Raw genomic sequence first — 10,365 nt, forward strand, 5'->3', positions numbered from 1 at the left:
TCGCCTACGCACTCGCTTCGAGCGACGTGCCGACATTCACGAAGCATTCCTGAAACTCGGTTGCTCGCTTGTCTGTTGGAACATCTTCAGGCGTATCGAGCAGCCTTTTTGAACTGGCCTCTAAGCGTATCAAGGGAACCTTGTGTGGCTGTCTTTGCGCTCCGGCGCGGCGCTAGAGCGGCTCACATCCGGCGGAACGGTCCGTCCGGGGGCAAGACAAACGATGCAAAAAAAGGGGCGGCGGGCGCCGCGTCAGCCGAAGTGGTTCGCGACCTCAACCACTGCTTCCGACAGACGCTCCGCGAGATCCGCGACGACCGCCTCGGTCATCGGCGACGACAGCGCGACCAGGTTCGCCGGGGAGAGCAACACACCGCGGTCGTAGGCGGCCCACCAGACCGCCTGTTGCAGCGCCGCGCTGTAGGGGACGTCCTTCGGAAACGGCCGCAGCAGCGAGCCTCGGCCGCGCACGTCCCAGCCAACCGACGCGATGCGGCTCGCGATTGCTTGTCGCGCGCCATCGCCCAGCGCGTTCATCGTCGCGATGACCTCGGCGGATAGCAGGCGCAACGATTCGACGCCCGCTGCCATACTCATGGGATTACCGGTGAAAGTGCCCGCGTGAGGAATCGCATCCGGCCGCGACGGATCCAATTCGCGCATCAGTTCTTCGCGGCCGGCAACTGCGCCGATCGGAAATCCACCGCCGATCAGCTTGCCCGTCGTGACCATGTCGGGCGTCACGCCGTATTCGCCACTGAGTCCTCGATAGCCGAGCCGGAAGCTGATCACCTCGTCGACGATCAGCACGATTCCATGGCGCGTCGCGAGCGCGCGCGCAGTTTCGATGTACTCGGGCGAGATGGCGTAGAGACCCGCGCGATTCGGCAGCAGATCGACGACGATCGCCGCGTAGTGAGCCGGACGTGCGGCAATCGCTTCTTCGAGTGCGGCGACATCGTTGATCGGAATGGTCGTCACGTCGCGAGACACGCCTTCCGGCACGCCGCGGCTCTCCTTCGCGCCCTGCGCCGACAGCGCGACGTCGGACGAGCCGTGATAGCCGCCGCGCGTCATGATGCAACCGTCGCGTGCGGTGCTTGCTCGCGCGATCCGGATCGCGGTCATCACGGCTTCGGTTCCAGAATTCGTATAGCGGATCTGGTCCATTCCGGGCAGACGTTTCAGCAGAAGCTCTGCATGTTCCCATTCGTGCACGTTCGGAATGCCCCAGCACATCCCTTCGTGCATCGTTTTCGTCGCAGCGTCGATGATTCGCGGATGCGCGTTGCCATGCACCAGCACCGTGAAGTTATTGTTGGCGTCGATCAGTTCGCGGCCGCGGTCATCCCATACCTTATAGCCGTCACCGTGCAACGCGTAGGGTGCCGGTGCACCGATGTAATACGTCGAGCGTCCCACGCCGCCGGGCAGCAAGGGGAGACCCCGATTGCCACGCTTTGCAAACTTGTCATCCACTTTCATCCTTCCAAGGCCTTCGTCCAATGTAGCCATCATTTCCAGCGCTCCCGACGCAATGAGATGTCGACGCAATATTCCGATGTCGCGTCAAATGCACGGCGCCAACCTGACCGTGGCGGTGTTACGGCTGTGTCCAGAACAGGTTTCGCCGGGACAGGTGCGATAGTCGATGAAATAAATGCATCCGACTGTCTCACCTTGAATCATTGCGCTGACACATTCGGGAGTTACTCGCTGTCGATCGGTTCCGGTCGTTTATACCGATGTGTCAACGGCTCACGTACAACCGCAGCGGCGTGGTGGCGCTTCGGGTGGCCTGCGGACTGTCCGAAGTTGAGACACGAGACGAATGAACGACTCGCGTAACGCAAGAAAAGCAGCGATCCGATTCTTATAGTTCTCGAACATCGCACTTTATTTCGGCCAATGCGCCGCATCGGGGCACCCAGTGGTTTATGCCCGTTGACGGTGGAGATATGGCTATTTACGCTCAATCAACTGCATAACCGAAGTTCAACGAGGTACTGTATGAGCGTCTTGCCACTGGCATTCGGCCAGCCAGCCGTCAACCGCCCCGATAATGCTTCGCTTATCGAGCTCCGGGAACAGTTCGTGACGGACCCGATCAATACGGATTTGTCGACCCTGCGTCCGGTCATCGCGCGTTCCTGGCAACGCAGCATGCAGTCGAACGTCAGTACCGGTAAGCGCGTGCTCGACGCAATGGCGGAACCCGAACTCGATGAACACTTTCTGCGCGCCGCGGAGCCCGCGCTCAACGACCTCGAACGACTCTTTGCGGAAGCGAACGGCTGCCTGAGTCTCTGCGATCCTCGCGGCACGCTCGCCGTTTATCGGGGCGCGCATTCGATGGTCAAGGTCGCGGATCGGCTGTTCCCAACGTTGGGCGGCCGGATGTCGGAGAGTCTGCTCGGCACCAACTCCGATGGCACTGCGATCGAGGAAGGCTGCGCGGTGCAAGTGTGGGGCGGCGAGCATTTCAACGAAGCGTTCCAGGATGCCTGCTGCACGTCGGTTCTCATTCGCGATCCGCTGCATCAGGGCGTTCGCGGCGTATTGAGCCTGACGCTGCCGGAGCGCTTCGTCAGAGGCCTCGATCCGCGCACGGTCATGTTCATTCTGCAGGGCGCCGCGTCGGAAATCACCGGCGCATTGGCCGCGCGCATAGCGCCCGGCGAACAGGCGATGCTCGGCGCGTACTTGCGTGAAGTGCGCAAGCGCGGCGCCGAGGCCGTCGTGGTAATGGACGATCACACGACCATCGCGAGTCGAGCGGCGACGCAATTGCTGGAGCAGAGCGATTACGCGGTGCTCTCCGCGTTCGCGCGAGAAGCGAAGCAATACAACCGCCCTTCTGAGCATCAGGTCGTGTGCGGGCCCGACCGGGTTCTGCAGCTTCAGGTCGCCCCGGTGCATGCCGGCAACCCAAAAGCGGGATCCATCATCAAGGTCAAGAAGTTCGACACGTCGGACACCCGGATTGCAGTGTCGTGCCCGGCCGTTCGCGGGTCGCGCTTCGGCGCGCTCGTTGGCGAGAGCTTCGCGATCCGCCGCGCGGTCGAAAGCGCGGCGGCGGCGGTGGAGCAGGGAATCGGCGCCTATGTCAGCGGTGAGCCAGGTACGGGAAAGAAGTTCATCGCGCAGATGATCGCGCAGCAGTTGCGCACGCATGTCGAATCGTTCGACCTCGGCCGTCGCGGCGACGTGGAGGCCCTCGCCCGGCACCTCGACGACGAGCTATCCGATGATTCGCGCGCGTTGCTGATCCATCGGGTCGATCTGGCGAGCGACACGGTGCTGGAACGACTCGTCGCCGTGCTCGCCGGCGTCGACCGGCCGCCGGTCGTCCTGACGGTCCGGCAGATCACGGACCGACTGCTTGCGTTGTTCGCCGCGGCGAAAGGCGTCGATATACGGATGCCGCCGTTGCGCACCCGGCGCGAAGACATTCCGCTGCTGGCGCAAAGTTTCGCGCAGAGTTCTCAGGGTGGGCGCCGGGTGTCCGCGCGCCTGCTCGACGTGCTTGCGTCGGCCGAATGGACCGACAATGTCCGCGAGTTGCGAGAGGTGATCGAAGCCGCGGCCTTGCGCTCGACTGGGGCCGAGATTCGCGTAGACGATCTTACCGAAGTGCATAAGCGCGCACTGGCCCGCAGTCGGCTCAGCCCGCTTCAACAGGCAGAACTGCAGCAGATTCGCGACGCGCTGGTCGAGGCGGGCGGCAACCGCCAGCGCGCGGCCGCGATTCTCCGGATCGCACGTTCGACGTTGTACCGGAAAATCGATTCGTACGAGAGCCGCGGCTTCGATCTGGGCATCGCAATGTACTGAGTTCCGCGCGTGTGTGAAGCGAGTTCGACTCGCAAAGACCCGGCATACAAAAAAACAACGGGCGGACATCAAGTATCGATGTCCGCCCGTTTCGTTTTCGTCGCCGCGATTCATCGTTTCCGGCGTTCTGCGACAGACGATCCACCGCACCGCAGTGGATCGCGTTCGTCAGCCAAGCAGGCTTCGCATGTGCAGCGGAACTTTGCGCGCCTGCTCGCGCGCAAACTGCTGAACGTACCACTTGCCATAGGCCTGCTTACCGGTCGAACCGCTCGCTTTCCAGCCGCCGAACGTTTGCGGCCCCGGGAACCATCCGGTGCACGCATGACCGGGAATGTTCACATCCACGCAGCCGGCTTCGATACGTCGCAGGAAGGTTTGCGCTTCGGATTCGTCGCCAGTATAGATTCCGGCTGTCAGTCCGACGGAGAGTTGATTCGCCGCCTTCAGCGCTTCATCGAACGACGCCACCTTGCTGATCGTCACCAGCGGCAAGAAGTGCTCCCTCGTCGACAGCTCGTGATCGGCGGACAACGATGAGATCACGACCGGATTGACGAAGTAGCCCTCGGCCTCCACACGTTCACCGCCCGCGACTCGCAACCCTGCCTCGCGTGCCGAGGCCACGACCCGTTGGAAGCGCTCGGCGGTTTCCTTCGTGATCAGCGGACCGGCGAAAGCATCGGCCTCTGCCGGATCGGCGATCTTGAGTCCCTCGAGCCGCGCTTCGACAAGTTCGACGAGGCGATCGTGGACGCCCGGCGTAACGAGCACTCGCGACAATGCACTGCACTTCTGGCCGACCAGATCGAACGACGAGAACGCGATGCCGTCCGCAGCCGCTTCGAGGTCGGCGGAGTCGGTGACGATGACCGGGTTCTTGCCGCCCATCTCGGCGATTACCGGCTTCGGGTACGGGCCCGCATTGAACTGCCGCATGATCGACAAGCCCGTTTGCACCGAACCGACGAACGACATGCCATCGACCGACGAATTGACCAGTGCTTTGCCGGGCGCATCCGCGCCGTGCACGATATTGACGAGACCCGTTGGCAGATCCATCGCCTCGAACATCTCGTACACCGCTTGCCCACACCACGGGCCCAGATGCGATGACTTGATGACTGCGCCGTTGCCTGCGAGCACGGCGGCGATGGCCGGACCCGCCGACAACGCCATCGGATAGTTGAACGGCGTGATCACGCCGAAGACGCCGTACGGGCGCAACACCGACTGATTGCAGACATCGGGAGCACCGGGAACCCTTTCGTCTTCGAATGCGCCCGGCGCGTCAGCGTAGTCCGGATAGAACTTCAGGAACGCGAGCGTTTCCAGAACTTCCGCCCTGGCCGCGCCGAACGTCTTACCCGTTTCCACGCCAAGGCGGGCGGTCCAGTCGCGCAACTTCGCTTCGACGAACGCAACGCCTTTGCGTACGAGCCGCACGCGTTCCGCAAGCGGCACGGTATCCCATTCGATTTGCGCTTTGCGGCTGGCCGCTACCGCTTCCAGAACCAATGCATCCGATGCCTCGTGCGATCCGCTCACGATCGCGCTCGGAAAAGCCGGATCCTCGCGATAGATAACTTCGCCTTCAAAGATGCGTCGACCGTCGACAACATGAGGCACGACATTAGGCTTTCCCTGCCGGATCTCGTTCAGATCCGCTGCGAATTGGGCGTGGGTAAATTCTGTCATTCAGACTCCGGGTAAAGATGAGAAAGCTGACCGTTCTCGCCGATCCGCCTGGTCAATGGATTATAGGAAGTGCCGAAGCCGCGCTATGTCTCAAATCGATACAGCGGCTCGCGTTGCACTAAGCGCAAGAGAAGAGCGCCCGACGAAACTGCTTCGCCGGCGCATCGAACGGTATCGACGAGCAACGGGCCACGCCTTTGGCGTCGAATGACGTGACCTTGGTCATCGACAATCTGTTACGAACTTCTACCAGCGCGATCAGCTCCGCGGATGCGGATAGGACCGAGTAGAGACGCCAGGTGGATGCGCTGCCGTTCTCGAGCGTATTCGACGACGTTCGACATGCCCGATCCTCCGAATCGCTGTCTAGGAGATTGACGATGCAACCCGTCGCGGCGCGCTCCAGGGTCCGCTTCAGATCGACCGAATCCGTCCGTCTCTTCATTTGCAGAAGGCGGGACAGAACGGTTCTCGGGCTCCGCGGTTTCATGTGCGAACCCATTGCGACTCGATGGCCTGTTATTGCAGCGTGCGTCAGAACCGATGGATCAGGCCGAGTCGCACGACGGTCTGATTCCCAGTCGAGGACGGGGCCATCGAGCCCACGATATAGGCGTTGTCGAAGCCCGTACCGGTCCTCGCATTGTTGTGTTGGAACGCACCCTGCAGATACACGGACGTCCTTTTTGACAGGTCGTAGTCGAGCATCAGGGCCGCCTGGTGCCAGTTAGGCGAGAAACCGTCGGCGGCTCGTTGCAAGCGTGCGTGCGTGAATGTGTACGATGCCGCCAACCAGACATCCGGCGCGAAGAAGTACTGGCCGTTGAGTTCGACGTTGTCGAACTTCCACGAGGTCCATGCGGCCGAACCGACGTCCGTTATATAGATTCCGCCGGTCGGCGCGTCGAAGCTCACGTGCGAATAGGCGAGCGACACGTTCGACGCGTTCGAGAACGTGTACTTCGCCCCGAAGCCTACATTGCTCTGCGCCGCTGCGACGAACGCGAGATCCGAGGACACCGCGCCGGACAGCGTCGTTCCGCCATTGGTCTGATGCGAGTACGCCACCGCGGCCGACACCGGCCCATTCGCATAGCTCACCGAACCGCTGTACGCGCGATTGTTCGCGAAACCCGTCACATTGCTGAACGCATAGACAGCCTCAGCCTGTAGCCCCAGAAACGATGGCGATACGTACTTGACTGCATTGTTGTACCGATACGAGTAGTCCGCGTTGTCGTTGTCGAAGATATGTGCTGCCAAATCGCCAATCGTCGAGCCCGCCGCCGTAAAAATGCTCCACGCGTCGACCATCGCGTCGTATTGCCGGCCGAGCGTGAGCGTGCCCGCGCGTGTCGAACTGACGCCCATGAACGCCTGACGTCCGAAGAGTCCGCCATACAGCGACCTCCCGCTATTGATGTCAAAGCCATCCTCGAGCTGCATGATCGCCGACATCCCCCCGCCCAGATCTTCGGTGCCTTTGAAGCCCCACATACTCGGCGCGGCATCAGCGCTGACCATCCCGTATCCATTGTGCCCGCCGGCGTTGCTCGTGAAGTTGAAGCCGTTATCTACCGTTCCGTAAAGCGTAACGCTGCTTTCAGCATGCGCAATGGTACTCATCATGAACGCGCAACTCAGCGTAATTGCCGTATTCTTCATAGTGCTCCTGTCCGGACTTCTGTTTTATACGTAGGATAGCTTATCGATTGGGTAGCTAGAATCGCTCGATCGATGTCCGCATCCGCTTCACGCCAGCATTGGGACTTGTCCCTTGCTCGTTATCACGCGAGCCGTTGTATTTTTTACGGACAAAAAAGGTGGCAACTGTCCCGTGTTGCTACACAGAGGGAGATTGAGGGACTGTGCTGCATACAAGAGTTCACGCGATCGTTTCGCGCGGAGGGAGTCTGCGGTCAGCCGTCTGCGAGGCTGACCGGATGGCTGAGCGTCAATCAGCGGACCACGTTGCGAAGCCGCCCCAGCTTTTCGATTTCAACTTCGACGGTGTCTCCCGATTTCAGCCAAACTGGCGGCGTCCGCTTGCTGCCGATTCCTTCCGGCGTTCCAGTCGCGATGATGTCGCCCGGACTAAGCGCGAGGAAGTACGAAATGTAGGAGATGATGTGCCGGATCGGAAAGATCATTCGTTCCGTGTTCGACCGCTGCATAACCACGCCATTCACGCGGGTGCTCAGATCGAGACATTGGGGATCGCCGATTTCGTCTAGCGTGACCAGTGCGGGGCCGCATGGCGTCGATGAGTCCACCGCTTTGCCGGCGAGCCACTGCGTGCCCTTGTATTGCAGATCGCGCGCCGTAATGTCGTTCATGATCGTGAAGCCTGCGACATACGACAGGGCGTCGTCGGCATCGACATGACGGCACGGACGGCCGATGACGATCGCAAGCTCGCCCTCGAAGTCGAGGTTCGACGTGATCGCAGTGCAATCGATGTCATCGATCGGCCCGATGAGCGTGGAGGCGAACTTCGCGAACACGTCGGGCGCCTTGGGGTCGGCGCGCCCCGTCTCGGCGACGTGATCGCGGTAGTTCAAGCCGATGCACAGCACTTTCGCCGGGTCGTGAACCGGCGGCCCAAGCCTGAGCGTATCGATACGACCCATGCGTGCGCTGGGCTCGGCGCGAGCCGCGGTCAACAGCCGCTCGGACAGCGCGGGCAGTGTATCTGCGTGCCGCCGCAATAATTCGGCGATGGAACCGACCGCATCCGCCGCCGCGCCGGCGCGACCGGTCAGGAGCCTGTCGATGTCGAACACGGCATCGTCAACGAGGATTCCGGGGCGCAACTTCCCTGAGGCTTCGTAAGAGACTAATTTCAATTCGCTTCCTTTTATCAAGCGCTGTCTCAGCGCTGCCGCTTGAACGGTTCCGTGTCACCCGACGATGGCACGCCGAATCTCGGCGATTCTCAGCGCCGCATGGGCCGCCTCTCGTCCCTTCAAGACGAAGTGAGCGCTGAAGATCGCAGTGTGGTGGTCGGTTTCCTGGTAGTGATGCGGCGTCAGCGATACGGACAGCACCGGTACTCCCGTCTCCATGCCGGCCTTCATGAGCCCGTCAACGACCGCTTGCGCGACGAAGTCATGCCGGTAGATTCCGCCGTCGACGACGAACGCCGCAGCGATCACGGCCGCGTATCGCCCGCTGCGCGCGAGATCGCGCGCCATCAACGGAAGTTCGAAGGCGCCAGGCACGTCGAAAGTCTCGACATCAGCGCGATCGATGACTTCGCAGAACCCATCCAGCGCCCGGTCCACGATGTCGCGGTGCCAGTTCGCCTTGACGAACGCGTAACGCGTGGCGGTCGTAGCCTGTCTGGTTTGCATCAGCCGATCTCCGCAATGGTCCGATACCGGCGCTGATGCCACATCAGGCAGTCGCGGTCTTCGTCTTCCGCGATCTCGATGCTGTCGACCGTGCCGATCAGAATGGTATGCGAGAAGCCGTCGATCGCTTCCTTCAGCCGGCAATCGAAAGTCACTAGCGCCGTGCTCAACAACGGCGCGCCGGTGGCTCGCTCGGTCCAGTCCGAACTCGCGAACCGGTCCACACCTTTCTGCGTGAACAATGACGCCATGTCGACCTGTGACGGTCGCAGAACATTGACGCCGAACACCCCGCGCGCGACAAGTTCGTCATGCGCACTTGCATTCTTGTTGATGCAGGTGAGCAGCGAAGGCGGGTCGGCGGAAAGGCTGCAGATCGCGGAGACCGTCAGTCCCATTCGCTTCGCTCCGCTTCCGGTCGTGATCAGCGCAACGGGGCCTGGCAAATGCGACATCGCTTCGAGAAACAATGCGCGGACGTCTGGCTGTGCGACGTTTTCGGCACGAGCATTCACGGTTCATCTCCCTTCATTCCGGTTCTGAGTCTGCTGTAATGACCCAGTTCGTGTTACGGTCTGGCATCGCCGCATATCGTGAGGGCGCCAGCGAGTGAACCGATTCTGACTTATCCGAAAGGAGCCGACTGTCCCACCTTGGGTCAATACTTGAGCGCCTCCGAACGACAGGGAGACGGATCGCGCCGATGTAGAGGGGCGGCTGCCGGACTGAAGCGAGGCGTCAGGCTTGAGTAAGCTTCGGGCGACCAAGGGCCGTTCGAGGGCATTAAGGGCAGAGGTACCGAACCGATCAGCTGTTCTCGCTGAACATTCTTTGAGCGCAATCCTTCGCACGCCTCTCCTCAGAACCCGGTCAACTCGCGGCATGGCAATGCAACCGGCTCCCAGCTTCCCGCCCTTGACCCGCGACCGTAGCCGATAGCGGACAGGCATCAAGGGGCGCGGGACCGTGTTGCCCGCACCCTCCCTCGCCTCTTTCCTTGACGCCTGTCCGCTATCGGCTCCTCCAATCGCACGGGCGGGAACCCGGGAGCCTGGCGGCAGCAAAGCCAACCCCAAGTTCCACCGGGAGGTGCCCAGCCGCGACGGCACGGCACCCAAATGACGCCGAGGGCCACGTTCAGCGGCGGCGTTCAATTTGGCGGCTCAGCCTTCAGCCAAGCCGTTGGTTGTTGATTTCCACCGAATCTTGACCCACCGTTTTCATCTAAATCTGACCCACCCCGAGACAGCGTAGTACATCTATTCCGGTGTGGATAACTCCTCACTGCCCGCTGCTTTTGCTGCTCTCTTTTTCGTTGCCTTCGCCTTGGCAGAACTGGACTTGAAGCGCCAGTGACCTGCCCTGGAATTTTCGGACCATCTGAAAGTTGAGAGAATGGCTTCCAACGGAGAAAAGGAAGTCATGAAGAAGAGCCGGTTTACCGACGAACAGATGGTCACGATTCTGCGCGAGGCGGACA

Annotated in this window: 9 protein-coding genes and 1 pseudogene; 2 read left to right on the forward strand and 8 right to left on the reverse strand. The window is 61.3% G+C overall.

The window, feature by feature from the left end; translation table 11 throughout:
• Positions 1–112 (forward strand): annotated as a pseudogene (locus G3N64_RS36505) (IS5/IS1182 family transposase); the annotation flags it as partial.
• 140 nt (positions 113–252) lie between these two features.
• On the opposite strand, the gene G3N64_RS36510 reads toward G3N64_RS36505, so the two are convergent.
• A complete protein-coding gene (locus G3N64_RS36510) occupies positions 253–1,506 on the reverse strand; it encodes an aminotransferase class III-fold pyridoxal phosphate-dependent enzyme (RefSeq protein WP_205788489.1) in 1,254 nt (417 codons plus the stop codon).
• Between the two features lie 504 nt (positions 1,507–2,010).
• On the opposite strand from G3N64_RS36510, the gene G3N64_RS36515 reads away from it, so the two are divergent.
• Positions 2,011–3,834 (forward strand): helix-turn-helix domain-containing protein, encoded by a 1,824-nt coding sequence (locus G3N64_RS36515; protein WP_205788490.1) that lies wholly within the window; start codon positions 2,011–2,013, stop codon positions 3,832–3,834.
• Between the two features lie 168 nt (positions 3,835–4,002).
• Here the strand turns inward: G3N64_RS36515 and G3N64_RS36520 are convergent, their stop codons facing one another.
• The 7 genes from G3N64_RS36520 to G3N64_RS36550 all read right to left on the reverse strand — a co-directional run.
• Positions 4,003–5,532 (reverse strand): aldehyde dehydrogenase family protein, encoded by a 1,530-nt coding sequence (locus G3N64_RS36520; protein ID WP_205788491.1) that lies wholly within the window; start codon positions 5,530–5,532, stop codon positions 4,003–4,005.
• Between the two features lie 118 nt (positions 5,533–5,650).
• Positions 5,651–5,977, reverse strand: a complete 327-nt coding sequence (locus G3N64_RS36525; RefSeq protein WP_205788492.1) for a hypothetical protein — start codon at positions 5,975–5,977, stop codon at positions 5,651–5,653.
• 89 nt (positions 5,978–6,066) lie between these two features.
• Entirely contained in the window at positions 6,067–7,197 is a 1,131-nt protein-coding gene (locus G3N64_RS36530) for a porin (protein ID WP_205788493.1), read from the reverse strand.
• A gap of 293 nt (positions 7,198–7,490) precedes the next feature.
• Entirely contained in the window at positions 7,491–8,315 is an 825-nt protein-coding gene (locus G3N64_RS36535; protein ID WP_205788494.1) for a fumarylacetoacetate hydrolase family protein, read from the reverse strand.
• A 117-nt stretch (positions 8,316–8,432) separates the two neighbouring features.
• Complete coding sequence (locus G3N64_RS36540; protein ID WP_205788495.1) at positions 8,433–8,885, reverse strand: 6,7-dimethyl-8-ribityllumazine synthase; 453 nt, start codon at positions 8,883–8,885, stop codon at positions 8,433–8,435.
• Positions 8,885–9,400, reverse strand: coding sequence for a flavin reductase family protein (locus G3N64_RS36545; protein ID WP_205788496.1), 516 nt, complete (start codon positions 9,398–9,400; stop codon positions 8,885–8,887). Before G3N64_RS36545 ends, G3N64_RS36540 begins: the two co-directional genes overlap by 1 nt.
• A gap of 766 nt (positions 9,401–10,166) precedes the next feature.
• The coding region (locus G3N64_RS36550; RefSeq protein WP_205788497.1) for a hypothetical protein at positions 10,167–10,365 on the reverse strand (199 nt) is incomplete at its 5' end.

This window comes from Burkholderia sp. Ac-20344 (genome assembly GCF_017104975.1).
Lineage (GTDB): Bacteria > Pseudomonadota > Gammaproteobacteria > Burkholderiales > Burkholderiaceae > Burkholderia.

Bases quoted from the DNA above. Each gene is read 5' to 3' on its own strand.
- G3N64_RS36525 (WP_205788492.1), bottom strand. From the start codon at position 5,977: ATGAAGAGACGGACGGATTCGGTCGATCTGAAGCGGACCCTGGAGCGC.
- G3N64_RS36540 (WP_205788495.1), bottom strand. From the start codon at position 8,885: ATGCAAACCAGACAGGCTACGACCGCCACGCGTTACGCGTTCGTCAAG.
- G3N64_RS36520 (WP_205788491.1), bottom strand. From the start codon at position 5,532: ATGACAGAATTTACCCACGCCCAATTCGCAGCGGATCTGAACGAGATC.
- G3N64_RS36515 (WP_205788490.1), top strand. From the start codon at position 2,011: ATGAGCGTCTTGCCACTGGCATTCGGCCAGCCAGCCGTCAACCGCCCC.
- G3N64_RS36530 (WP_205788493.1), bottom strand. From the start codon at position 7,197: ATGAAGAATACGGCAATTACGCTGAGTTGCGCGTTCATGATGAGTACC.